We start from the raw sequence: 23965 nt of genomic DNA, 5'->3' as shown, positions 1-23965 counted from the left end.
GCGCACCCGCGCCGGCCGGCCTGAGCCTGACGTACCCCTCAGCCCTGCTGGCCCGACGCCTTCCGCCACGTCGGCCGCATCGCCACGGCGCGTTCCCGGACCCTCGTCCACCAGGCCGACGCCGCCCACACCACACGCACCGTGGAGCGGGGCGCCAGCAGCGCGCGGAGCCTGGCCGGACGGCTGACCGCCGCGCCGAGGCCCGCCGTCGCACGGCGGACGTCGTCCGTGAGGCCCGCCGCCGGGCGGGGGTGCGGGGCGTACAGCACCTGCTCCACCGCGTTCGCCACCCGGTGCACCGAGGCCGCGGCCGTCGCGTCGAGGTCGCCCAGGCGGACGATACGGGCGGCCGCCTTGCGCGGCGTCTGCGACTCGTCCGGCGTGATGCCGAAGTCCCACGCCGTGTCGGTCAGCTCCTGCCAGACGGCCAGCGTGTGCAGCGCCGCGTCCTGCTCACTGCGGCCGTGCGCCCCCAGCCGTACCGTGCGCGTCCGCTGCCGCCACAGCATCGGTGCCAGGGGGAGCGCGAGGACGGCGAGACCGGCGAGGGCCCACACCAGGAACGCGTACCACTTCGGACCGTCGCCGTCCGTGGGTAGCGCCGCCTGCGGCGACTCGCTCGCGCAGCCGCCGTCCAGCTTCTTCTGCTCCGTCGTGCAGGTCTCGCTCGCCGACGGTGTCGCGGAGGGCGCGGCGGACGTCGTCTGGGGCGGACGCGCCGGGTCCGGAACCGAGCTGTCCGGGGTGTCCGGCAGGGTGTACGACGGGATCGAGCCGCGGTTCGGAGTGGGCTCGAAACGGGTCCAGCCCACGCCCTCGAAGTACAGCTCCGGCCAGGCGTGCGCGTCCCGCAGCCCCACCGACACCGAGCCGTCCGCCTGCGGGGAACCGGGCGCGAAGCCCACCGCGACCCGGGCCGGTATGCCCAGGGAGCGGGCCATCGCCGCCATCGCGAAGGAGAAGTGCACGCAGAAGCCCTGCTTGTCCTTCAGGAAGCGGGCGATCGCCTGCGAGCCGCTGCCCACCTGCACCTGGGTGTCGTACTCGAAGCCGCCGGTGACGGCGAACCAGTCCTGGAGCTTGACCGCCTGGTCGTACGGGTCGGCCGCGCCCGCGGTGACCTGGCGGGCGGTGCGGCCCACCACCGACGGCAGTGAGTCGGGCAGCTCGGTGAAGTCACGCCCGATGTCTGCCGGCGGCGGCCCCGCAGAGGCCAGCTGCTCGGCCGTCGGCTGCACGTCCAGGCTTCTGACCTGGTACGTCAGACCGCGGGTGTTCTGGCCGTGGTCGCCGACCAGCGTCATGCCCAGGGGCTCGTACCGCCAGTTGCCGCTGATGCGTACGTCGCTCGGCGGGTACGGCATGGGCAGCCAGTCCTGGGCGTACCAGTCGGCCGCCGAGATCGTGGTGTCGACCTCCCTGCGCTTGACGTCCGGGCTGAGGCCGACCGGGGCCGGGAAGGTGCCGTCGGGGACGGCGGTGATGGACCGCCTCGACGGCTTCCACGTGGTGCCGTCGAAGTCGTCCAGGGACACGATCCGCAGATACAGGTCCGAGACGTCCTCCATCTCGGTCTTCACGGACAGGACCTGCTGGTCCTCGTCCGTGTTCAGGCTGTCCCGCAGCGACACCAGCGGGTTCACGGCGGAGATCGTGCCCCCGCCGCCCGCGCCGCCGCCCGCGCCCGCTCCCACGGAGTCCAGCAGGCCGCCGTTCATCGCGGGCAGGCCGAGCGGCACCACCAGGGCGATGCCCAGCGCGACCACGCCGATGCGCCGGCCGGTGCGGACCGGGGCGACCGCGCCGCTGGGCTCCCCGCCGGCCGTGCGCGGGGCACCGCCGAAGACCCGGCCCCACTGGGAGATCCGGTCCCGCCCCTCGGCCAGGAGCAGCATCAGATAGCCGGCCGCCGCCACCAGGAACCACAGCCAGTCGGTGCCCCCGTCGGACAGGCCCGCGGCCACGGAATACAGCGCGAGCAGGGGAAGCCCGGCCGGGGCGGCGCTGCGGAAGGTCACCGCGAGGGTGTCCACCAGCAGCCCGATGATCAGGACCCCGCCTATGAGCATCAGCCGGATGCCGTCGGACTCCAGGGGGGCCGGGATCGCGTACCGGGCGACGTCGTCCCCGCCCTGCTGGAGCAGGAGCGCGAAGCGGCTGAAGGCCTGCGGTCCGGGGATCAGCCCGGCCAGGGCCTGCTCGCGGGCGAACACGAAGGTCAGCAGCGCGACGGTGACCAGAGCCTGTGCCGCAACGGTCAGCGGCCGGGCCAGCGGCACCCTGCGGGCGGCGGCACCCACGCCCGACTGCAGGGCCAGCAGGAAGGCCGCCTGCACGATCCACGTGGCCGGCTTGACCAGCGGCAGCAGGGCGCACGCCGCCATCAGCGTGGCCGCCCAGGCGCCCAGCGTCAGTCGTACCCGCCCGCTCATCACGGTCCCTCCCCGCCGCTCGCCGCGGCCACGCCCCTGCGCTCCCGGTCGGCCTGCCGCCACACCTCGTCCACGGCGGCGCCCCGCGGCACCCCCAGGGCCGTCCAGCCCGCCGCGCGCAGCATGCGCAACCGGTCTCCGCCCCTGTCCAACGGCCCAGCGACGTCGCTCGGTTCCCGCACCCAGGTGTCGCTGTCCAGCACGAAGGCGACCGCGCCCGGGCTGCGCTGCCGCATCCGGCCCAGCACGGCCGCCTGGTCCTCGTCCAGGTCGCCGAGAAAGGCCACCAGCAGCCCCTCGTTCCCACCGCGTAGCACGTCGTAAGCCCTGGACAGGCCCGCGCCGTCGGAGTGGTCGATCACCGCGAGGGTGTCCATCATCAGCCCCGCCGCGTCCGCCGACTCCTGGCTGGCGCCCGCGAAGCCGTCACCGCCCTCGCCGGGCACCGCGTCGCCGGTGTCCGTCAGGAGCCGTACCGAATAGCCCCGTTCGAGCATGTGCACCAGCACGGACGCGGCGCCCGAAACCGCCCACTCGAAGGCCGAGTCCGGTCCCGCGCCCTGGTAGGCGATGCCCCGGGTGTCCAGCAGCACCGTGCAGCGGGCGCGCTGCGGCTGCTCCTCGCGGCGCACCATCAGCTCGCCGTAGCGCGCTGTGGAGCGCCAGTGCACGCGGCGCAGGTCGTCGCCGTGGCGGTAGCCGCGCGGGATCACGTCATCCTCGCCGGCCAGGGCGAGCGAACGCTGCCGCCCGTCGCCGTACCCCTTCGACTCACCGCTGAGCCGCGCCGGCGCCAGCGGCTCCACGCGCGGGATGACCGTGAGGGTGTCGTACGTCGAGAAGGACCGGGTCAGCTCGCACATGCCGAACGGGTCGGTCAGACGCAGCTGGAGCGGGCCCAGCGGGTAGCGGCCGCGCAGGTCGGAGCGCACCCGGTAGGACACCTCGCGCCGGCCGCCCGCCTCCACCCGGTCGAGCACGAAGCGGGGCCGGGGGCCGAGCACGTACGGCACCCGGTCCTGGAGCATCAGCAGGCCCGTGGGCAGCCGTGAGACGTTGTCCATCCGCAGGTGGACCCGGGCCTCGCTGCCGGCGGGCACACGCGCGGGGGAGAGCCGGCGGCTGCCGGCGACCCGGTAGCGCGTGCGGTACAGCACCGCCGCGCACACCAGCGGCAGCACCGCCAGCAGCAGACCCACGCGCAGCAGGTCGCTCTGCCCGAGCACGTACGAGCAGATGGCGGCCGCGACACCGGCGGCCAGGAAGGAGCGTCCGCGGGTGGTCAGACCGGCCAGGGCGGTGCGGATGCCGCTCTTCTCGCCCTGGTCGGCTTCCGCGTGCCCCGCCCCCGCGGTGGTCATCACAGCCTCCGCGGCGGCTGCTGGGGATACGCCGGCGCCGTACGGCCGAGGCCGCCGAAGCCGCTCTGCTGCTGTGCCGCCGGCACCGGGGTGCGCTGCAGGATCTCCTCGACGACCTGCTCGGCGGTGCGCCGGTTGAGCTGGGCCTGCGCGGTGGGCAGCAGCCGGTGGGCCAGGACCGCGACGGCGAGGGCCTGCACGTCGTCCGGCAGCGCGTACTCCCGGCCGTTGAGGGCCGCTGACGCCTTCGCCGCGCGCAGCAGGTGCAGCGTCGCGCGGGGGGATGCGCCGAGCCTCAGGTCGGGGTGCGTGCGCGTGGCGCCGACCAGGTCGACCGCGTAGCGCCGGACCGGCTCGGCGACGTGGACACCGCGCACCGCCTCGACGAGCTTGAGGATCTCGTGCGCGTGGGCCACGGGCTGGAGGTCCTCCAGGGGTGAGACGCCGCCGTGCACGTCCAGCATCTGCAGCTCGGCCTCCGCGCTGGGGTAGCCGACCGAGACCCGGGCCATGAAGCGGTCGCGCTGGGCCTCCGGCAGCGGGTAGGTGCCCTCCATCTCGACCGGGTTCTGCGTCGCCACCACCATGAAGGGGCTGGGCAGCTCGTGGGTCTTGCCGTCGATGGTGACCTGGCGTTCCTCCATCGACTCCAGGAGCGCGGACTGCGTCTTGGGCGATGCGCGGTTGATCTCGTCGCCGATCACCACCTGCGCGAAGATCGCACCCGGCTTGAACTCGAAGTCGCGGCGCTGCTGGTCCCAGATGGACACGCCGGTGATGTCCGACGGCAGCAGGTCGGGCGTGAACTGGATGCGCCGCACCGAGCAGTCGATGGACCGCGCCAGCGCCTTGGCCAGCATCGTCTTGCCGACTCCCGGGACGTCCTCGATCAGCAGATGTCCCTCGGCGAGCAGCACGGTCAGTGAGAGCCGTACGACCTCGGGCTTGCCCTCGATCACGCTTTCCACCGATTCCCGCACGCGCTCCACCACGGCGGTCAGATCATCCCCCACCCTCGAAAACTCTCGGGCGGGGGGACCCCCATGGCTCCCTCGATCGTCATAGGTCGTCACCCGGCCCTCCTCGGCCTTTCCCTTGCTCCCGGGGAGCACGGGATACCCCATTTTCCCGGGCCGACGAGCATGACGCAGGCCGGCCCACCCCGAACCACGGACACCACGCGTGAAAGGTTCCGCGCGACGTCACTCCCGCATTCTTGCTGCCGTTACCGTTTCGTGTCACTCGACTGTGGACAACTGGCCGCGATATGTCGGTCTTGCGGCCATTCGAACGCGTGACTGACAGACTTTCGACAGCTGCAGCAGGTGGCGTTCCGGGGCGGGCTGCCCGCAGTGCCCAGGCCCGTGGGCCGGGTCAGGAGGCCGGGTCGACCTCCCGCAGCAGGCCGGTCTTCACGTCGAACACGAATCCGCGCACGTCGTCGGTGTGCGGCACGAACGGCGAGGTGCGCACGCGCTGCATGGACTGCCGCACGTCCTGGTCGACGTCCCGGAAGGACTCCACGGCCCACGCGGGGCGCTGGCCGACCTCGGCCTCCAGTTCGTTGCGGAAGTCCTCGGTGAGACTCTCCAGGCCGCAGCCGGTGTGGTGGATGAGGACCACGCTGCGGGTGCCCAGCTTGCGCTGGCTGATGGTGAGGGAGCGGATCACGTCGTCGGTGACGACGCCGCCCGCGTTGCGGATCGTGTGGCAGTCGCCGAGTTCCAGGCCGAGTGCCGCGTGCAGGTCGAGACGGGCGTCCATGCAGGCCACGACGGCGACGTGCAGCACGGGCCGGGCGTCCATCCCCGGGTCGGCGAAGGCGTCGGCGTACCGGGCGTTGGCCTCGACGAGGCGGTCGGTGACCGTGTCACCGGTCGTGATGGCGCTCTCCGAACCTGTGGGAACCGATGCAGAAGTCGTCATAGGTATGACGTTACTGGTCACACCCCGTCCAGGCCTCCTGTGAGAGTGGACAAAGAATGCCGCCGAGGGGCGGCTGTGAGGTAACCCACACGAGTGGTGCCCCGGTCTCCGTGCGAACGGCGGCGACGCGCAGGCCGGTTGATTGACCGGGCGACACGGTGGACTAAAGTGACGCGAAGCGGGAGGCGAGACTCTCCCCGCTGGACTTGATTCTTCGGAGACTCCGGCGACGACCGGAGATCTCCCCGCGTGCGCGGCGCGTACGTACGGCTCGGCCTCCTCCCGCTCCCGGTCGGCTGACGCCTCCGGCGCCGGCAGGCCTCCCCGTTCACTGGGAGTCCCCCAGCGAAGCCGGGGGAGGGTGGGGACCGGCGGTGCGTACGGGCGCGCCGGATCTGAGAGGGCCCCTTGAGCGAGAGTCGACACGTCCCGGTGATGCTCCAGCGGTGCCTGGACCTGCTGGCACCCGCCCTGGAGGCCCCGGACGCCGTGGTCGTCGACTGCACCCTCGGCCTCGGCGGCCACAGCGAGGCGCTCCTCGAGAGGTTCCCCGACGCCCGGCTCGTCGCCCTCGACCGCGACAAGGAGGCCCTGCGCCTGTCCGGCGAGCGCCTCGCGCCCCACGGCGAGCGTGCCACCCTCGTCCACGCCGTCTACGACGAACTGCCCGAGGTGCTCGACAGGCTCGGCATCGCTCGCGTGCAGGGCGTTCTGTTCGACCTGGGCGTGTCCTCCATGCAGCTCGACGAGGCCGACCGCGGCTTCGCCTACGCCCAGGACGCCCCGCTCGACATGCGCATGGACCAGACGGCCGGCGTCAGCGCCGCCGAGGTCCTCAACACCTACCCGCCGGGCGAACTCGTGCGCATCCTGCGGGCCTACGGCGAGGAGAAGCAGGCCAAGCGGATCGTGAGCGCGATCGTGCGCGAGCGGGAGAAGGAGCCGTTCACCACCAGCGCGCGGCTGGTCGAGCTGATCCGCGACGCCCTGCCGCAGGCTGCCAAGCGCACCGGCGGCAACCCGGCCAAGCGCACCTTCCAGGCCCTGCGTATCGAGGTCAACGGCGAGCTCTCCGTCCTGGAGCGGGCGATCCCGGCCGCGGTGAAGGCGCTCGACGTGGGCGGGCGGATCGCCGTGCTGTCGTACCACTCGCTGGAGGACCGGCTGGTCAAGCAGGTCTTCGCGGCGGGCGCCGCCGTCACCGCGCCGCCCGGGCTGCCCGTCGTCCCCGAGCGCTACCAGCCGCGGCTCAAGCTCCTCACGCGCGGTGCCGAACTCCCCACCGAGGAGGAGATCGCCGAGAACCGGCGGGCGGCACCGGCGCGGCTGCGCGGGGCCCAGCGCATCAGGGAGGACGTCGAGTGAGGCGTGAGCAGGCCGGACCGAGGGAGCGTGCGTGAGCGGCAAACCCGAACTGAAGGGGAGGGCGGCCCGACTCGCGCGGCTCCTCCCGGCCGGCCCCGGGCAGGCGGCCCGCACACCCTTCGTCCTGCTGGTCGTCCTCCTCCTCGGCGGCGGTCTCATCGCCCTCCTGGTGCTGAACTCGGCCCTCAGCGAGGGCGCGTTCGAACTCGACGACCTCCAGCGCGGGACCAAGAACCTCACTGACGAGGAGCAGGCCCTGCAGCGGGACATCGACGCCTACTCCGCTCCCGACGCCCTCCAGCGCCGCGCCCGCGAGCTCGGCATGGTGCCCGGCGGCGACCCCGCCTTCCTCGGCCCCGACGGCACCGTCAAGGGCGTTCCCGGCGCCGCCCCCGGCGTCCGGCCGTCCTCCGGCCACACCCCCCTGGTCCTCGCTCCCGAGGCCATGACCGACGGCCCTACTCCGACCCCCGGCAGGTGACGGAAGTGTCCGACAGGGAACCGCCACGTCGCCGCGTGCCCGGCCCCGCCAGGCCCGCCCGCCCCGACGCCCGGCGCCGTCCCGGCCCCGGTGCCCGTCCGGCCCGGCGGCCGGGGCAGAGCCGCCCGGCGGCTCCCAAACCGCTGAGGCTCGGCAGTCCCCGCCCCCGCCTGCGCCTGGTAGGACTCGCGCTGACCCTGGTCCTGGCCGCCTTCGTCGTACGGCTGTTCCAGGTGCAGGCGGTCGACGCGAGCACGTACGCCGCCAAGGCCGAGCAGAACCGGTACGTCGGGCAGGTGCTGGCCGCGGACCGGGGCGAGATCACCGACCGGTCCGGGGTGGCCCTCGCGACCAGCGAGGACGCCTACGACATCACCGCCGACCCCACGATGTTCGCCCCCGGCATGCTGAAGATCGCGGACGGGCCCGAGCAGGCGGCCGCACTCCTCGCGCCGATCCTCCGTCAGGAGCAGGAAGCCCTGGTCGAGAAGCTTCGGCCGAAGAACAAGGCCCTGCGCTACGTCAAACTGGCCTCCCGCCAGACCCCGCAGGTCTGGAAGCAGATCAAGGACCTCAAGTCGGCGCTCGCCAAGAAGGCCGAGGCCGACAAGTCCACGCCCAACGTCCTCTCGGGCGTCTTCTCCGTCGCCACCAGCAAGCGTGTGTACCCCGGTGGCGACCTCGCCGCGGGGATACTGGGCTGGGTCAACGCCGAGGGCAAGCCCGGCGGCGGCATCGAGCTGCAGCTGAACAAGCAGCTCGCCGGCAAGGACGGCAAGATCCGCTACGCCCAGTCCGGCGGCCGTCTCGTGCCCACGGCGGGCTCCACCGAGACACCCGCCGTCCCCGGCAGCGACGTCGAGCTCACCATCGACCGCGACATCCAGTGGGCCGCTCAGAACGCCATCAGCGAGCAGGTGAAGGAGTCCGCGGCCGACCGCGGCTACGTCATCGTCCAGGACACCCGCACCGGGCAGATCCTGGCCATGGCGAACTCGCCCGGCTTCGATCCGAACGACCTGTCGGACGCCGACCCGGCCGCCCTCGGCAACGCCGCCCTGCAGGACGCCTTCGAGCCCGGCTCCACCGCCAAGGTCATGTCGATGGCGGCCGTCCTGCAGGAGGGCGCCGCCACCCCGGGGACCCATGTGGTGGTGCCCAACCGGCTGCACCGCGGCGACCGGCTCTTCAAGGACGACATCGACCACCCGACCTGGTACCTGACGCTCAACGGCGTCCTCGCCAAGTCCAGCAACATCGGCACCATCCTCGCCACCGGCCAGCTCGGCAAGACCCAGGCCCAGGCCAACAAGGTCCTCTACGACTACCTGCGCAAGTTCGGCCTCGGCAGCTACACGGGGCTCGGCTTCCCCGGCGAGACCAAGGGCATCCTCGCCCCGCCCGACAAGTGGTCGACCTCGCAGCAGTACACGATCCCTTTCGGCCAGGGCGTCTCCATCAACGCCATGCAGGCCGCCTCCGTGTACTCGACCATCGCCAACGGCGGCGTCCGCGTCGAACCCACCCTCGTGCGCGGCGCCAAGGGCCCCGACGGGCGCTTCACCCCCGCCCCGAAGCCCGAAAAGAACCGGGTCGTCAGCGCCAAGACGGCGAAGACCCTCGCCCAGATGCTGGAGTCCGTCGTGGACGACGAGGAGGGGACCGGCACCAAGGCGCGCATCCCCGGCTACCGCGTCGCGGGCAAGACCGGTACCGCCAACCGCGTGGATCCGGCCACCGGCAAGTACCACGGCTACACCTCGTCGTTCGCCGGGTTCGCGCCCGCCGACAAGCCCCGCGTCACCGTCTACTGCGCCATCCAGAACGCCACCCAGGGCAGCTATTTCGGCGGTCAGATCTGCGGACCCGTCTACAAGAAGGTCATGGAGTTCGCACTGAAGTCCCTCCAGGTCCCGCCGACCGGCGCCAAGCCCGCGAAGCTGCCCGTCTCCTTCACACAGTGATTCAGGGCCGACCCGCCCTGATCAGCCTCAGCCACACCGAGCCACCAGGACCGCCTCCGTGACAACGATCACCCCCGAGCCCGGGAACCAGAGCAGCTCCAGCCCCTCACTTCGCCCGGAGGCGGGTGCGCCCGGTACGCTCACCGCCGTGCCACACGCTGATCAGTCCCAAACCACCCAGAAGGGCCATCCCGTGACATACCCCGGGCCGCCCAGGCCGGTTCAGGTCTCCGCCACACCCCTCGCGGAACTCGCCGGTCAGATGGGTACTTCCACGCCGGAGAGTGCCGCCGAGGTCACGGGCATCACCCATGACTCACGCGCCGTGCGCCCCGGCGACCTGTACGCCGCCCTTCCGGGGGCGCGGCTGCACGGCGCCGATTTCGTCAACCAGGCCGCGGGACTCGGCGCCGCCGCCGTGCTGACCGACCCGACGGGTGCCGAGCGCGCCGCCGCGTCCGGCCTGCCGGTCCTGGTCGTCGACGACCCGCGCGCGCAGATGGGCGAGCTGGCCGCCACGATCTACGGCCACCCCGGCCGGGACCTGCTCCAGATCGGCATCACCGGCACCTCCGGCAAGACCACCACCGCCTACCTCGTCGAGGGCGGTCTGAAGACGATCAGGTCCACCGGCCTGATCGGCACGGTCGAGATGCGCATCGGCGACGAGCGCATCAAGTCCGAGCGCACCACCCCGGAAGCCACCGACCTCCAGGCCCTGTTCGCCGTCATGCGGGAACGCGGTGTCGACGCGGTCGCCATGGAGGTCTCCAGCCACGCCCTGGTGCTCGGCCGCGTCGACGGCTGCGTCTTCGACATCGGCGTCTTCACCAACCTCAGCCCGGAACACATGGAGTTCCACTCCGGCATGGAGGACTACTTCCAGGCCAAGGCGCAGCTGTTCACGCCGGACCGCGGCAAACTCGGCGTGGTCAACGTCGATGACGAGTACGGCCGCAGGCTGGCGAACGAGGCCACCGTCCCGGTCGTCACCTACTCCGCCGAGGGCCACCCGGACGCCGACTGGCGCGCCGAGGACGTCGAGGTCGGCCGGCTGGACTCGACCTTCACCGTCATCGGGCCCAAGGGCGAGCGGATCGCTGCCAAGTCGCCGCTGCCCGGCCCCTTCAACGTGGCCAACACCCTCGCCGCGATCGTCGCCCTGGCCGTCGCCGGCCTCGACCCGCAGGCGGCCGCCGACGGTGTCGCCGCCGTACCCGGCGTGCCGGGCCGTCTGGAGCGCGTGGACGCCGGACAGCCGTACCTGGCGGTCGTCGACTACGCCCACAAGACCGACGCCGTCGAGTCCGTGCTGCGCGCCCTGCGCAAGGTCACCGAGGGCAAGCTGCACATCGTCCTCGGCTGTGGCGGCGACCGGGACAAGTACAAGCGTGAGCCCATGGGTGCCGCAGCGGCCCGGCTCGCCGACACCGCCACACTGACCTCCGACAACCCCCGCTCCGAGGATCCCCTCGCGATCCTCGCCACGATGCTCCAGGGCGCGGCGTCCGTGCCCGCGCACCAGCGCGGCGAGGTGCAGGTGTTCGAGGACCGGGCCGCCGCGATCGCCGCCGCCGTCGCCCGCGCCGAACCCGGCGACACCGTGCTGGTGGCGGGCAAGGGCCACGAGCAGGGCCAGGACATCGCCGGGGTGATCCGTCCCTTCGACGACCGCCAGGTGCTGCGCGAAGCCATCCAGAAGACCCAGGGATGAAAATCCAGAAGACCCAGGGGATGAACTTGTGATCGCCCTCTCCCTCGCCGAGATCGCAGAAGTCGTCGGCGGGCAGACGCACGACATACCGGATCCGTCCGTCCAGGTCACCGGCCCGGTCGTCCGGGACTCCCGGGAGGCGGGGCCGGGCAGCCTGTTCGCCGCCTTCGCCGGGGAGCGCGCGGACGGCCACGACTTCGCGGCGGCGGTCGTCGAGGCGGGAGCGGTGGCCGTGCTCGGCACCCGGCCCGTCGGCGTGCCCGCGATCGTCGTGGACGACGTCCAGGCCGCCCTCGGCGCCCTCGCGCGGCACGTAGTACGCCGCCTCGGCGCCACCCTCGTCGCCCTCACCGGCTCGGCGGGCAAGACCAGCACCAAGGACCTCATCGCGCAGGTGCTCCGGCGCAAGGCGCCCACGGTGTTCACGCCCGGCTCGCTCAACAACGAGATCGGGCTGCCGCTGACCGCGCTCAGTGCCACCGAGGAGACGAGGTTCCTCGTCCTGGAGATGGGCGCCCGCGGTATCGGGCACATCCGCTACCTCACCGGTCTGACGCCCCCGAAGGTCGGTCTCGTCCTCAACGTCGGCAGCGCCCACATCGGCGAGTTCGGCGGCCGCGAGCAGATCGCGCAGGCCAAGGGCGAACTCGTCGAGGCGCTGCCGTCCGAGGCCGAGGGCGGCACCGCGATCCTCAACGCGGACGACCCCTTCGTACGGGCCATGGCCACCCGTACGAAGGCGAAGGTGCTCTTTTTCGGAGAGTCCGGCGAAGCGGACGTTCGCGCAGAGAACGTGCGACTCACGGACACCGGACAGCCCTCGTTCAGGCTTCACACACCCTCCGGTGCAAGCGATGTGACCATGCGCCTGTACGGTGAGCACCACGTGTCGAACGCGCTCGCCGCGGCCGCCGTCGCCCACGAACTGGGCATGTCCGCTGACGAGATCGCCGTCGCGCTCTCCGAGGCGGGCTCCCTCTCCCGCTGGCGGATGGAGGTCACCGAGCGCCCGGACGGCGTGACGGTCGTCAACGACGCCTACAACGCGAACCCCGAGTCCATGCGAGCCGCTCTGCGCGCGCTCGCGGCCATGGGCACAGCCTCACAGGCAAAGGGGGGCCGTACGTGGGCGGTGCTCGGCAAGATGGCCGAGCTCGGGGACGAGGCTCTCGCCGAGCACGACGCGGTCGGACGGCTCGCCGTCCGACTCAACGTCAGCAAGCTCGTCGCGGTCGGTGGCAGGGAAGCCGCCTGGCTGCAACTGGGCGCATATAACGAGGGTTCGTGGGGTGAGGAGTCGGTGCACGTGTCCGACGCACAGGCGGCGGTCGACCTGTTGCGCAGCGAGTTGCGCCCGGGGGACGTCGTACTCGTGAAGGCGTCCCGTTCGGTCGGCCTCGAGAGCGTTGCCCAGGCGCTGCTCGAGACCGGTGCCGAGGGTGAGGTTTCCGCCCGATGATGAAGCAGATCCTGTTCGCAGGAGTCATTGGCCTCTTCCTGACGCTGGTCGGCACCCCGCTGCTGATCAAGCTCCTGGCCCGCAAGGGCTACGGCCAGTACATCCGCGACGACGGCCCGCGCGAGCACGCCAGCAAGCGCGGTACGCCGACGATGGGCGGTATCGCTTTCATCTTCGCGACGGTCGCCGCGTACTTCCTGGCCAAGGTGATCACGGGCTATCTGGACCCGGACGTCGACGCGGCGCCGACCTTCTCGGGCCTGCTGGTGCTCGGCCTGATGGTCGGCATGGGCCTGGTGGGCTTCCTCGACGACTACATCAAGATCGTCAAGCGGCGTTCGCTCGGCCTGCGCGCCAAGGCGAAGATGGCCGGCCAGCTGATCGTCGGCATCAGTTTCGCGGTGCTGTCCCTGCAGTTCGCGGACAACCGCGGCAACACCCCGGCCTCGACCAAGCTGTCGTTCATCACGGACTTCGGCTGGACGATCGGCCCCGTGCTGTTCGTGGTCTGGGCGCTGTTCATGATTCTGGCGATGTCGAACGGCGTGAATCTGACCGACGGTCTGGACGGTCTGGCCACCGGCGCCTCGGTGCTCGTCTTCGGTGCCTACACCTTCATCGGCGTCTGGCAGTTCCAGGAGTCCTGCGCCAACGCGCGGACGCTGACCAATCCGGGCGCGTGTTACGAGGTGCGGGACCCCCTCGACCTCGCGGTGGTGGCCTCCGCGCTGATGGGTGCCTGCCTCGGCTTCCTGTGGTGGAACACCTCGCCGGCCAAGATCTTCATGGGTGACACCGGGTCGCTCGCGCTCGGCGGCGTGCTCGCCGGCCTCGCGATCTGCTCGCGCACCGAGCTGCTGCTCGCCATCCTCGGCGGCCTGTTCGTCCTGATCACCATGTCCGTGGTGATCCAGGTCGGCTCCTTCCGCCTCACCGGCAAGCGCGTCTTCCGGATGGCGCCACTCCAGCACCACTTCGAACTCAAAGGCTGGTCCGAGGTCCTTGTGGTGGTCCGCTTCTGGATCATCCAGGGCATCTGTGTGATCGTCGGACTTGGCCTCTTCTATGCGGGATGGGCAGCGGACAAGTGACCTCCTCGGAGCCCTTCGACTTCCAGGGCAAGCACGTCACCGTCGCCGGGCTCGGCGTCTCCGGCGTCCCGGCGGCCAAGGTGCTGCACGCACTCGGCGCGACCGTCACGGTCGTCAACGACGGCGCCGACGAGCGCGCGCGGGCGCAGGCGGCCGACCTGGAGGCGCTCGGCATCACCGTGCGCCTCGGGGACGGCGACACCCTGCCGGAGGGCACCGAGTTGATCGTCACCGCGCCCGGCTGGCAGCCGGACAAACCGCTGTTCGCGGCGGCGGAGCAGGCGGGCGTCCCCGTCTGGGGCGACGTCGAACTGGCCTGGCGCCTGCGCGGCCCCGACGCCGCTCCCTGGCTCGCCGTCACCGGCACCAACGGCAAGACCACCACCGTCCAGATGCTGGCGTCGATCCTGGAGGCAGCGGGCCTGCGCACGGCCGCCGTCGGCAACATCGGCGTCTCCCTCCTGGACGCGGTACTCGGCGAGGAGCGGTACGACGTCCTGGCCGTGGAGCTGTCCAGCTACCAGCTGCACTGGGCGCCGTCCCTGCGCGCCCACTCGGCCGCCGTGCTCAACCTCGCCCCCGACCATCTCGACTGGCACGGCTCCATGGAGGCGTACGCCGCCGACAAGGGCCGCATCTACGAGGGCAATCGTGTCGCCTGCGTCTACAACGTGGACGCCACCGACAAGCCGTCCACCGAGGACCTGGTCCGCGCGGCCGACGTCGAGGAGGGCTGCCGGGCCGTCGGCTTCACCCTCGGCACCCCGGCGCCGTCCCAACTCGGCGTCGTGGAGGGCATCCTGGTCGACCGCGCCTTCGTCGAGAACCGGCAGAAGAACGCCCAGGAACTCGCCGAGGTCGCCGACGTCAACCCGCCGGCCCCGCACAACATCGCCAACGCCCTCGCGGCGGCGGCCCTCGCCCGCGCCTACGGCGTGCCCGCCAGAGCCGTACGGGACGGCCTGCGGGCGTTCACCCCGGACGCGCACCGCATCGCGCACGTGGCGGACGTGGACGGTGTCGCGTACGTCGACGACTCCAAGGCCACCAACACGCATGCCGCGGAAGCCTCGTTGGCGGCGTACGAGCCGATCGTGTGGATCGCGGGCGGGCTCGCCAAGGGCGCGGCCTTCGACGAACTGGTCGCCAGGTCGGCGAAGCGGCTGCGGGGCGCCGTGCTGATCGGCGCGGACCGCGCGCTCATCCGGGAAGCCCTCGCGCGACACGCCCCGCAGGTACCCGTCGTCGACCTCGACCGGACCGACACTGGGGCGATGCGCGCGGCGGTCCAGGAGGCGCGGAAACTCGCTCACCCGGGCGACACGGTGCTGCTGGCCCCGGCCTGTGCCTCCATGGACATGTTCGCCAACTACAACAAGCGCGGGGACGCTTTCGCGGACGCCGTCCGTGAGCTCGGCTCCGTCGACGGCTGACCCGGGTCCGCCTCGCCCGGCGGCGGTGCCGGGCGTACCTGGGAGGGACGCGTGACACGGATGTGGCTGGTGCCCGAGCGGCCGGGGGGCGTTCACCGCGCAACGCTCCCCTCCGGCATGGCAGGGTGAGCGGCGATGCCCACCAGCCGCACCGGACGGCCTCCGACCCCGCGAGCCCCCAAGCGCCCCGTCGCGCCCCGGCTCGCGCGTGAGAACCGCGTCCTGAGTCTCTACACCCGCGCGCGCAAGGGCTGGGACCGGCCGCTGACCGCCTACTACCTGATCCTCGGCGGCAGTCTGCTGATCACCGTGCTGGGGCTGGTGATGGTCTACTCGGCGTCCCAGATCACCGCGCTGCAGATGTCGCTGCCGGGCTCGTACTTCTTCCGCAAGCAGCTGCTCGCGGCGGCGATCGGCGCCGGCCTGCTGCTCGCCGCGTCACGGATGCCGGTGAAACTGCACCGCGCGCTGGCCTACCCCATCCTCGCGGGCGCCGTCTTCCTCATGGTCCTGGTGCAGATCCCCGGGATAGGGGTGTCGGTCAACGGCAACCAGAACTGGATCGCCCTCGGCGGCTCCTTCCAGATCCAGCCCAGCGAGTTCGGCAAGCTCGCCCTCGTGCTGTGGGGCGCGGACCTGCTCGCCCGCAAGCAGGACAAGAAGCTGCTGAGCCAGTGGAAGCACATGCTCGTGCCGCTGGTGCCGGCGGCCTTCATGCTGCTCGGTCTGATCATGATCGGCGGCGACATGGGCACCGCGATCATCCTCACGGCCATCCTGTTCGGCCTGCTCTGGCTGGCCGGTGCCCCCACCCGCCTGTTCGCCGGGGTGCTGTCGATCGCCGCCGTCCTCGGCCTGATCCTCATCAAGACCAGCCCCAACCGCATGGCCCGCCTGCAGTGCCTGGGCGCCACCGAGCCCCAGTCGGGGCCCGTCGACTGCTGGCAGGCCGTGCACGGGATCTACGCCCTCGCCTCGGGCGGAATCTTTGGCTCCGGACTGGGTGCGAGTGTGGAGAAATGGGGGCAACTCCCCGAAGCCCACACCGACTTCATCTTCGCCGTCACCGGTGAGGAACTGGGCCTGGCGGGGACGCTGTCGGTACTCGCCCTCTTCGCGGCTCTAGGCTATGCGGGTATCCGCGTGGCCGGACGCTCGGAGGACCCCTTCGTGAGGTATGCCGCGGGAGGCGTGACCACCTGGATCACGGCCCAGGCCGTGATCAACATCGGTGCGGTGCTCGGTCTGCTGCCGATCGCCGGAGTCCCCCTCCCGCTGTTCTCCTACGGAGGATCCGCCCTGCTGCCGACCATGTTCGCCATCGGGCTGCTGATCGCCTTCGCGCGTCAGGACCCCGCTGCGCGGATGGCGCTTGCGATGCGGCAACCCCGCTTTGGTAGAAAGCGGGGGGCGGGGGGCACCGGTTCCGGTCGGAGTCCCCGGAGATGGAACACGATGCGACGGCGTGCCTCGGCGGCGCGCTCGTCCGGAGAGCGGTGAATTTCGGTGCATGTCGTACTCGCCGGCGGAGGAACCGCGGGCCACATCGAGCCCGCGCTCGCCCTCGCGGACGCCCTGCGCAGGCAGGACCCGAGCGTGGGCATCACGGCCCTGGGCACGGAGCGCGGCCTCGAGACCCGTCTCGTACCCGAGCGCGGATACGAGCTCGCGCTGATCCCCGCCGTGCCGCTGCCGCGCAAGCCCACCCCCGAGCTGATCACCGTCCCGGGCCGGCTGCGCGGCACCATCAAGGCGACCGAGCAGATCCTGGAGCGCACCCGGGCGGACGCCGTGGTCGGCTTCGGCGGCTACGTCGCCCTGCCCGGCTACCTCGCGGCCAAGCGCCTGGGCGTGCCGATCGTGATCCACGAGGCCAACGCCCGGCCGGGCCTGGCCAACAAGATCGGCTCGCGGTACGCCAGCCAGGTCGCCGTCTCCACGCCCGACAGCAAGCTGCGCGGCGCCCGTTACATCGGCATCCCGCTGCGCCGTTCCATCGCCACGCTCGACCGGGCCGCCGTGCGCCCCGAGGCCCGGGCCGCGTTCGGGCTCGACCCGAACCTGCCCACGCTGCTGGTCACCGGCGGCTCCCAGGGCGCCCGCCGGCTGAACGAGGTCGTCCAGCAGGTCGCGCCCTGGCTCCAGCAGGCCGGAATCCAGATCCTGCACGCGGTCGGCCCGAAGAACGAACTGCCGCAGGTCCACCAGATGCCGGGAATGCCCCCCTACATCCCGGTAAGTTACCTGGATCGGATGGACCTCGCGTACGCCGCGGCCGACATGATGCTCTGCCGCGCGGGCGCGATGACCGTCGCCGAACTCTCCGCCGTCGGGCTCCCGGCCGCCTACGTCCCGCTGCCCATCGGCAACGGCGAACAGCGGCTCAACGCCCAGCCGGTGGTCAAGGCGGGCGGCGGACTGCTGGTCGACGACGCGGAGCTGACCCCCGAGTGGGTCCAGCAGAACGTCCTGCCCGTGCTCGCCGACCCGCACCGGCTGTACCAGATGTCCCGCGCCGCCGCCGAGTTCGGCCGCCGGGACGCCGACGACCTGCTCGTCGGCATGGTGTACGAGGCGATCGCCGCCAGTCGTGCACACCGATAGGACTGTATGACGGAAGGCAGGGAGCGTGGCCGGATCGACCACCGCCGAGCGCGGTGAACGCCAGCAGGAGTCGTCCGGCCCGCCGCCCCGCCTGCGGTCGAGGCGGGCCCGGCTCCGCGCGATCGTCCTCCTGGGCCTCACCGTGGTCTTCCTCGGCATCCCGACGGTCTGGCTCTTCTACGGCTCCGACTGGCTGCGCGCCGAGCACGTCTCCGTGTCCGGCACCCGGGTCCTGACGTCGGCTCAGGTCAGGGGTGCCGCGGAGGTTCCCCTCGGGAAGCCGCTGATTTCCGTCGACACCGACGCGATCGAGACGCGACTGCGCCGGAAATTGCCCCGAATTGACGCGGTTGACGTGGTCCGTTCCTGGCCCCGGGGAATCGACCTGAAAGTGGTTGAGCGGACTCCGGTTCTGATTGTCCAAAAGGGCGAAAAGTTCGTCGAAGTGGACGATGAGGGTGTCCGGTTCGCCACGGTTTCCCAGGCCCCGAAAGGCGTTCCCGCGCTGGAATTGAGGCTCTCCCGGTCCGGCTCCGCGGCCGCCAGCCTGCGCCGCTTCGGCGAGTCCCGGCTGGTGCGCGAGGCGGTCGGCGTCGCCCGCGCGGTTCCGGCCGCCGTCGCGCGCGGCACACGGACCGTCAAGGTCCGTTCCTACGACGACATCTCACTGGAGTTGAGGGACGGCCGCACGGTGGTCTGGGGGAGCAGCGAGAAGGGTGCTGCGAAGGCCCGCTCGCTCACGGCTCTGATGAAAGCCTCGCCCGGCGCGCGGTACTTCGACGTGAGCGTCCCCACCGCGCCCGCGTCATCAGGGAGTTGACGCACATCTGCGCAGGCCAGCACCCTGGTTGGGCAGTGCTACGGCTGATCACATAGGGTGAAAAGAAAAACGGGAGGTTCGGCGTGTTCGTTGAACGTGCGCCACTTGTCGACTTAGTGTCCTGTTCAGAAGACTCCAAGGAACAGACACACTGGTAACCCTAAACTTCAGGGTTAGGGTTCGGGTCGGCGATACGGACCGTCCCATTCGGCATCAGTCGTCGGGTCGCGGGGCGCAAGGCGTCGCGCTGATTCGGCGACACGTAACTCGAGGCGAGAGGCCTTCGACGTGGCAGCACCGCAGAACTACCTCGCAGTCATCAAAGTCATCGGTGTCGGCGGCGGTGGTGTCAATGCCATCAACCGGATGATCGAGGTCGGTCTCAAGGGCGTCGAGTTCATCGCCATCAACACCGACGCGCAAGCTCTGTTGATGAGCGACGCCGACGTCAAGCTGGACGTCGGCCGTGAACTCACCCGCGGACTCGGCGCCGGAGCCAACCCGGCCGTGGGCCGCAAGGCCGCCGAGGACCACCGCGAGGAGATCGAGGAGGTCCTCAAGGGGGCCGACATGGTCTTCGTGACAGCCGGTGAAGGCGGCGGCACCGGCACCGGCGGCGCGCCCGTCGTGGCCAACATCGCCCGCTCGCTCGGTGCCCTCACCATCGGTGTGGTCACGCGCCCGTTCACCTTCGAGGGACGGCGCCGCGCGAACCAGGCCGAGGACGGCATCGCCGAACTCCGCGAAGAGGTCGACACCCTCATCGTCATCCCGAACGACCGGCTGCTGTCCATCTCGGACCGCCAGGTCTCGGTACTGGACGCCTTCAAGTCGGCCGACCAGGTCCTGCTCTCCGGTGTCCAGGGCATCACCGACCTCATCACCACCCCGGGCCTCATCAACCTCGACTTCGCCGACGTCAAGTCGGTCATGTCCGAGGCCGGCTCGGCCCTGATGGGTATCGGCTCGGCCCGCGGCGACGACCGCGCGGTGGCCGCCGCCGAGATGGCGATCTCCTCGCCGCTGCTGGAGGCGTCCATCGACGGCGCCCGCGGTGTGCTGCTCTCCATCTCCGGTGGCTCCGACCTCGGTCTGTTCGAGATCAACGAGGCCGCCCAGCTGGTGAGCGAGGCCGCCCACCCCGAGGCCAACATCATCTTCGGCGCGGTGATCGACGACGCCCTCGGCGACGAGGTCCGGGTCACCGTGATCGCGGCCGGTTTCGACGGCGGACAGCCGCCCGCCAAGCGGGACAACGTCCTCGGCTCGTCCTCGGCCAAGCGCGAGGAGCCGGCCCCGGTGCGGCAGACCGAGAGCCGCCCGTCCTTCGGATCGCTCGGCAGCGTGACCCCGAAGGAGGACGCGGAGCCCGCGCCGGAGCCGGTCAAGGACATCCCGGTCGCCCCGCCGGTCCCGCCGGCGCCGCGGACCTACTCGGACAGCGCGGCCGAGGAACTGGACGTACCGGACTTCCTCAAGTGATCCTTCAGTCGTGATAGGACAGCGCGAAAGCGCGAGCGGCGCGCACTTCGGCTTCACCGACCGGTGGGGCGGGGTGAGCGCCGCTCCGTATGAGGAGCTCAACCTCGGCGGAGCGGTCGGCGACGATCCCGACGCCGTACGCACCAACCGGGACCTGGCCGCCAAGTCCCTGGACGTCGAGCCGGACCGGGTCGTCTGGATGAACCAGGTGCACGGGGCCGACGTGGCGGTGGTGGACGGGCCGTGGGGATCTTCGACCGCGATGCCGTCGGTCGACGCGATCGTCACCACGCGCCGGGGGCTCGCCCTCGCCGTGCTCACCGCCGACTGCGTGCCGGTGCTGCTGGCCGACCCCGTCGCCGGGGTCGCCGCAGCCGCCCACGCGGGCCGGCCCGGCATGATCGCCGGAGTCGTCCCGGCCGCGCTGCGCGCGATGACGGAACTGGGCGCCGAGCCCTCCCGGATCGTCGCCCGCACCGGGCCCACCGTGTGCGGCCGGTGTTACGAAGTGCCCGAGGCGATGCGCGCCGAGGTGTCCGCCGTCGAGCCGGCGGCGTACGCCGAGACGAGATGGGGCACTCCGGCGGTCGACGTGAGCGCAGGTGTGCACGCCCAGCTGGAGCGGCTCGGGGTGTGCGACCGGGAGCAGTCGCCGGTGTGCACGCTGGAGTCGCGCGATCACTTCTCGTACCGCCGCGACCGCACCACCGGTCGGCTCGCGGGTTATGTGTGGCTGGACTGATAGGGCATGACGGACCGCAAGGACGAACTCGCCGCGAATCTGGCGAAGGTGGAACGGCGCATCGCCGATGCGTGCGCGGCCGCGGGGCGGGCACGTGACGAGGTGACCCTGATCGTGGTCACCAAGACCTACCCCGCGAGCGATGTGCGGATCCTCGCGGAGCTCGGCGTGCGGCACGTCGCCGAGAACCGCGACCAGGACGCGGCCCCCAAGGCCGAGGCCTGCTCGGATCTGCCCCTCACATGGCACTTCGTGGGTCAACTCCAGACCAACAAGGTGCGATCGGTGGCCGGTTACGCGGACTTCGTGCAGTCTGTCGACCGTTCCAAGCTCGTCACCGCTCTGTCGAAGGAGGCCGTCCGGGCCGGGCGCGAACTGGGATGTCTCCTCCAGGTCGCACTCGACGCCGGTGAGAGCGGCCGGGGCGAGCGGGGAGGTGTGGGGCCCGGCGGAATCGGGGAGTTGGCCGATCTCGTGGCCGGGGCCCCGGGGCTCCGGCTCGACGGACTGATGACCGTCGCGCCGCTCACGGGGGAGTACGCGGGACGCGAACAGGCTGCCTTCGAGCGGTTGATGGTTTTGTCGACCGACCTGCGCCGCAGTCATCCGGCTGCCACCATGGTCTCGGCAGGGATGAGTACGGACCTCGAACAGGCCGTGACGGCCGGAGCGACACATGTGCGCGTCGGCAGCGCGGTACTCGGAGTCCGCCCCAGGCTCGGGTAACGTCGCCAAGAAGTCGGACCACAGCAGAAAATATGGTCATTGCCGCCAATAGGCGGATTCAAGGACCTCGTGGATCGCGGGCACTTGGCAGTCGTCAGCCGATCCACCACAGAGCGGAGGACTCAGAGCATGGCCGGCGCGATGCGCAAGATGGCGGTCTACCTCGGCCTCGTGGAGGACGATGGGTACGACGGCCGCGGATTCGACCCCGACGACGACTTCGAACCCGAACTGGACCCGGAGCCCGAGCGGGATCACCGACGGCATGAGCCGTCCCACCAGTCGCACGTCTCACATCAGTCCCAAAGGGACGAAGAGGTGCGCGTCGTACAGCCGCCCGCGCCTCGCGAACCGGCCGCCCGCTCCGCTTCGCTCCCCGCGGAATCCAGCCGCCCGGCGCGCATCGCGCCCGTGGCGTCTATCACACAAGAACGCGCAAGCCTGGAGAAGAACGCACCGGTGATCATGCCCAAGGTCGTGTCCGAACGAGAGCCTTACCGGATCACCACGCTTCACCCGCGGACCTACAACGAGGCCCGTACCATCGGGGAACACTTCCGTGAAGGCACCCCGGTGATCATGAATCTGACTGAGATGGATGACACAGATGCGAAGCGACTTGTCGACTTTGCGGCTGGTCTGGTGTTTGGTCTTCACGGCAGTATCGAGCGGGTGACGCAGAAGGTGTTCCTGTTGTCGCCTGCTAACGTCGATGTCACGGCGGAGGACAAGGCCCGCATCGCAGAGGGCGGGTTCTTCAACCAGAGCTGAGACGCACCACCGGAACAGCAGTACCGAGTAAGGCACAGGGGAGAGGGAAGCAAGAGATCATGAGCGTGGTTCTTGATGTCGTCTACATCGCGCTGATGTGCTTCCTCATCGTGCTCATCTTCCGGTTGGTCATGGACTATGTCTTCCAGTTCGCCCGCTCATGGCAACCCGGCAAGGCGATGGTGGTCGTTCTCGAGGCCACCTACACTGTCACCGATCCACCGCTCAAGCTCTTGCGGCGGGTCATTCCGCCGCTGCGTCTCGGGGGCGTGGCGCTCGACCTGTCCTTCTTCGTACTGATGATCATCGTCTACATCCTGATCTCGATCGTGAGCCGGCTGTGATGAGCGATGTGACCTACCGTCTTGCCGAATGCCGACGACTACGTTGAGGTGAAGAGATGCCGTTGACCCCCGAGGACGTGCGGAACAAGCAGTTCACGACCGTCCGCCTCCGAGAAGGCTATGACGAGGACGAGGTCGATGCCTTCCTCGACGAGGTCGAAGCCGAACTGACCCGCCTGCTCCGCGAGAACGAGGACCTGCGCGCCAAACTGGCCGCGGCCACGCGCGCTGCTGCGCAGAACCAGCAGAACATGCGCAAGCCTCCGGAGCCGCAGCAGGATCAGCAGCAACAGCAACAGCAACAGCAACAGGGCATGCGCGGTCCTGGTGGTCCCGTCCCCGCCGGCATATCGGGCCCGCCGCAGCAGCAGATGGGTGGCCCCATGGGTGGCCCGCCCCAGCTGCCGAGCGGTGCCCCGCAGCTGCCCGCCGGTCCCGGCGGTCAGGGTGGACCCCAGGGTCCCGGCCCGATGGGCCAGGGTCCGGGTCCGATGGGCCAGCCCCCGATGCAGCAGCAGATGGGCGGCCCCATGGGCGGCCCCGGCCCGATGGGCGGCCCCGGCCAGGGAGGCCCCGGTGGCGACAGCGCCGCCCGTGTCCTCTCGCTGGCCCAGCAGACCGCCGACCAGGCGATCGCCGAGGCTCGCTCCGAGGCCAACAAGATCGTCGGCGAGGCGCGTTCGCGTGCCGAGGGTCTGGAGCGTGACGCCCGTGCCAAGGCCGACGCCCTGGAGCGGGACGCGCAGGAGAAGCACCGTGTCGCGATGGGCTCCCTGGAGTCCGCCCGCGCCACGCTGGAGCGCAAGGTCGAGGACCTGCGCGGCTTCGAGCGCGAGTACCGCACGCGCCTGAAGTCGTACCTGGAGTCGCAGCTGCGTCAGCTGGAGACCCAGGCCGACGACTCGCTGGCCCCGCCGCGCACTCCGGCGACCGCGTCCCTCCCGCCGTCCCCGGCGCCTTCCATGGCTCCGGCCGGCGCGAGTGCCCCGTCGTACGGCGGTGGCAACCAGACGATGGGCGGCGCCCCGTCGCCGTCCGGTCCGTCCTACGGCGGTCAGCAGCAGATGTCGCCGGCGATGACCCAGCCGATGGCGCCGGTACGCCCGCAGGGCCCGTCCCAGATGGGGCAGGCGCCCTCGCCGATGCGGGGCTTCCTGATCGACGAGGATGACAACTGACGGCCTGATGGCCAGTAGTACGGCATAGACGTCGGCAGCGTTCAGGGCGAGGCCCCGGGTTCCCACCCGGGG

The 23965-nt window shown here is 71.1% G+C and carries 20 protein-coding genes; 16 read left to right on the top strand and 4 right to left on the bottom strand.

Annotated features, from left to right (window positions below):
* Positions 1 to 38: 38 nt before the first annotated feature.
* From ACFU3E_RS36100 to ACFU3E_RS36085, 4 genes are all read right to left on the bottom strand, one after another.
* Entirely contained in the window at positions 39 to 2432 is a 2394-nt protein-coding gene (locus ACFU3E_RS36100) for a DUF3488 and DUF4129 domain-containing transglutaminase family protein (RefSeq protein ID WP_384168317.1), read from the bottom strand.
* Positions 2432 to 3793, bottom strand: a complete 1362-nt coding sequence (locus ACFU3E_RS36095; protein WP_384168314.1) for a DUF58 domain-containing protein — start codon at positions 3791 to 3793, stop codon at positions 2432 to 2434. The genes ACFU3E_RS36100 and ACFU3E_RS36095 overlap by 1 nt, the downstream gene beginning before the upstream one ends.
* Positions 3793 to 4866 (bottom strand): AAA family ATPase, encoded by a 1074-nt coding sequence (locus tag ACFU3E_RS36090; protein WP_384168311.1) that lies wholly within the window; start codon positions 4864 to 4866, stop codon positions 3793 to 3795. The genes ACFU3E_RS36095 and ACFU3E_RS36090 overlap by 1 nt, the downstream gene beginning before the upstream one ends.
* 301 nt (positions 4867 to 5167) lie before the next feature.
* Positions 5168 to 5719 (bottom strand): beta-class carbonic anhydrase, encoded by a 552-nt coding sequence (locus ACFU3E_RS36085; protein WP_384168308.1) that lies wholly within the window; start codon positions 5717 to 5719, stop codon positions 5168 to 5170.
* A gap of 408 nt (positions 5720 to 6127) precedes the next feature.
* Between ACFU3E_RS36085 and rsmH the strand changes: the two genes are divergently transcribed.
* The 16 genes from rsmH to ACFU3E_RS36005 all read left to right on the top strand — a co-directional run bounded on the left by rsmH (position 6128) and on the right by ACFU3E_RS36005 (position 23893).
* A complete protein-coding gene (gene rsmH, locus ACFU3E_RS36080; RefSeq protein WP_384168305.1) occupies positions 6128 to 7084 on the top strand; it encodes a 16S rRNA (cytosine(1402)-N(4))-methyltransferase RsmH in 957 nt (318 codons plus the stop codon).
* 31 nt (positions 7085 to 7115) lie between these two features.
* Positions 7116 to 7565 carry a septum formation initiator family protein gene (locus ACFU3E_RS36075; protein ID WP_384168302.1) on the top strand — a complete coding sequence of 150 codons (450 nt, stop codon included), beginning with the start codon at positions 7116 to 7118 and terminating at the stop codon, positions 7563 to 7565.
* A gap of 5 nt (positions 7566 to 7570) precedes the next feature.
* Positions 7571 to 9529, top strand: a complete 1959-nt coding sequence (locus ACFU3E_RS36070; protein WP_384168299.1) for a peptidoglycan D,D-transpeptidase FtsI family protein — start codon at positions 7571 to 7573, stop codon at positions 9527 to 9529.
* Positions 9530 to 9722: 193 nt separating this feature from the next.
* Complete coding sequence (locus ACFU3E_RS36065; protein WP_384168296.1) at positions 9723 to 11243, top strand: UDP-N-acetylmuramoyl-L-alanyl-D-glutamate--2,6-diaminopimelate ligase; 1521 nt, start codon at positions 9723 to 9725, stop codon at positions 11241 to 11243.
* Between the two features lie 28 nt (positions 11244 to 11271).
* Positions 11272 to 12702: a UDP-N-acetylmuramoyl-tripeptide--D-alanyl-D-alanine ligase gene (murF, locus tag ACFU3E_RS36060; RefSeq protein ID WP_384168293.1), complete on the top strand. Its 1431-nt coding sequence runs from the start codon at positions 11272 to 11274 to the stop codon at positions 12700 to 12702.
* A complete protein-coding gene (gene mraY, locus ACFU3E_RS36055) occupies positions 12702 to 13793 on the top strand; it encodes a phospho-N-acetylmuramoyl-pentapeptide-transferase (RefSeq protein WP_384168320.1) in 1092 nt (363 codons plus the stop codon). Before murF ends, mraY begins: the two co-directional genes overlap by 1 nt.
* A complete protein-coding gene (gene murD / locus ACFU3E_RS36050; protein WP_384168290.1) occupies positions 13775 to 15226 on the top strand; it encodes a UDP-N-acetylmuramoyl-L-alanine--D-glutamate ligase in 1452 nt (483 codons plus the stop codon). Before mraY ends, murD begins: the two co-directional genes overlap by 19 nt.
* 135 nt (positions 15227 to 15361) lie before the next feature.
* Positions 15362 to 16726: a putative lipid II flippase FtsW gene (gene ftsW, locus ACFU3E_RS36045; RefSeq protein WP_384168287.1), complete on the top strand. Its 1365-nt coding sequence runs from the start codon at positions 15362 to 15364 to the stop codon at positions 16724 to 16726.
* 6 nt (positions 16727 to 16732) lie between these two features.
* A complete protein-coding gene (murG, locus tag ACFU3E_RS36040; protein ID WP_298556071.1) occupies positions 16733 to 17830 on the top strand; it encodes an undecaprenyldiphospho-muramoylpentapeptide beta-N-acetylglucosaminyltransferase in 1098 nt (365 codons plus the stop codon).
* Between the two features lie 25 nt (positions 17831 to 17855).
* Entirely contained in the window at positions 17856 to 18650 is a 795-nt protein-coding gene (locus tag ACFU3E_RS36035; protein WP_384168283.1) for a cell division protein FtsQ/DivIB, read from the top strand.
* Positions 18651 to 18938: 288 nt separating this feature from the next.
* Positions 18939 to 20132 (top strand): cell division protein FtsZ, encoded by a 1194-nt coding sequence (gene ftsZ / locus ACFU3E_RS36030; RefSeq protein ID WP_384168280.1) that lies wholly within the window; start codon positions 18939 to 18941, stop codon positions 20130 to 20132.
* A 10-nt stretch (positions 20133 to 20142) separates the two neighbouring features.
* A complete protein-coding gene (gene pgeF / locus ACFU3E_RS36025) occupies positions 20143 to 20874 on the top strand; it encodes a peptidoglycan editing factor PgeF (protein WP_384168276.1) in 732 nt (243 codons plus the stop codon).
* 6 nt (positions 20875 to 20880) lie between these two features.
* Entirely contained in the window at positions 20881 to 21600 is a 720-nt protein-coding gene (locus ACFU3E_RS36020) for a YggS family pyridoxal phosphate-dependent enzyme (protein ID WP_384168273.1), read from the top strand.
* Between the two features lie 129 nt (positions 21601 to 21729).
* The gene (locus ACFU3E_RS36015) at positions 21730 to 22371 is read left to right on the top strand and encodes a cell division protein SepF (RefSeq protein ID WP_031131999.1); all 642 of its coding nucleotides are present in this window, start codon (positions 21730 to 21732) and stop codon (positions 22369 to 22371) included.
* 59 nt (positions 22372 to 22430) lie between these two features.
* Positions 22431 to 22715 carry a YggT family protein gene (locus tag ACFU3E_RS36010; protein WP_030248691.1) on the top strand — a complete coding sequence of 95 codons (285 nt, stop codon included), beginning with the start codon at positions 22431 to 22433 and terminating at the stop codon, positions 22713 to 22715.
* Between the two features lie 56 nt (positions 22716 to 22771).
* Entirely contained in the window at positions 22772 to 23893 is a 1122-nt protein-coding gene (locus ACFU3E_RS36005; RefSeq protein ID WP_384168268.1) for a DivIVA domain-containing protein, read from the top strand.
* Positions 23894 to 23965: the final 72 nt, after the last annotated feature.

Source organism: Streptomyces sp. NPDC057424, assembly GCF_042803315.1.
In the GTDB taxonomy this organism is placed as follows: Bacteria; Actinomycetota; Actinomycetes; order Streptomycetales; family Streptomycetaceae; genus Streptomyces.
This window is presented reverse-complemented; position numbering and strand designations above follow the sequence as displayed.

Bases quoted from the DNA above. Each gene is read 5' to 3' on its own strand.
- ACFU3E_RS36100 (WP_384168317.1), bottom strand. From the start codon at position 2,432: ATGAGCGGGCGGGTACGACTGACGCTGGGCGCCTGGGCGGCCACGCTG.
- ACFU3E_RS36095 (WP_384168314.1), bottom strand. From the start codon at position 3,793: ATGACCACCGCGGGGGCGGGGCACGCGGAAGCCGACCAGGGCGAGAAG.
- ACFU3E_RS36085 (WP_384168308.1), bottom strand. From the start codon at position 5,719: ATGACGACTTCTGCATCGGTTCCCACAGGTTCGGAGAGCGCCATCACG.
- mraY (WP_384168320.1), top strand. From the start codon at position 12,702: ATGAAGCAGATCCTGTTCGCAGGAGTCATTGGCCTCTTCCTGACGCTG.
- murD (WP_384168290.1), top strand. From the start codon at position 13,775: ATGGGCAGCGGACAAGTGACCTCCTCGGAGCCCTTCGACTTCCAGGGC.
- ftsW (WP_384168287.1), top strand. From the start codon at position 15,362: ATGCCCACCAGCCGCACCGGACGGCCTCCGACCCCGCGAGCCCCCAAG.
- ACFU3E_RS36020 (WP_384168273.1), top strand. From the start codon at position 20,881: ATGACGGACCGCAAGGACGAACTCGCCGCGAATCTGGCGAAGGTGGAA.
- ACFU3E_RS36015 (WP_031131999.1), top strand. From the start codon at position 21,730: ATGGCCGGCGCGATGCGCAAGATGGCGGTCTACCTCGGCCTCGTGGAG.
- ACFU3E_RS36010 (WP_030248691.1), top strand. From the start codon at position 22,431: ATGAGCGTGGTTCTTGATGTCGTCTACATCGCGCTGATGTGCTTCCTC.
- ACFU3E_RS36005 (WP_384168268.1), top strand. From the start codon at position 22,772: ATGCCGTTGACCCCCGAGGACGTGCGGAACAAGCAGTTCACGACCGTC.